At 56.4% G+C, this 266-nt stretch carries 1 rRNA gene; it reads right to left on the bottom strand.

Features of this window, described 5'->3' with window-relative positions:
• Positions 1–59: ribosomal RNA gene (locus ADK86_RS18290) — 16S ribosomal RNA — on the bottom strand; the annotation flags it as partial.
• Positions 60–266 lie beyond the last annotated feature (207 nt).

Below are 266 nucleotides of genomic sequence, written 5' to 3'. Positions count from 1 at the left end.
TGCATGTGTTAAGCACGCCGCCAGCGTTCGTCCTGAGCCAGGATCAAACTCTCCGTGAATGTTTACCCGTAATCGGGTCAACACACACGAGAGCGGAACCAGGAGAGGAATAGTCCCCCGGTTCACAGCGTCCTCGCTGTGTGTGCCACCCGCACCACTAGGGTGCTGGTGGGCTTTTCAAAGGAACCTCATCCTCCGGCGTGATGCCGGTGGACGGGGTATCAACATATCTGGCGTTGACTTTTGGCACGCTGTTGAGTTCTCAA

Origin of the sequence: Streptomyces sp. NRRL F-5755, assembly GCF_001279365.1 — a bacterium.
Classification (GTDB): domain Bacteria; phylum Actinomycetota; class Actinomycetes; order Streptomycetales; family Streptomycetaceae; genus Streptomyces; species Streptomyces rimosus.
Note: the sequence above shows the minus strand (reverse complement) of the source record. Positions and strands in the feature narration are given on the sequence as shown.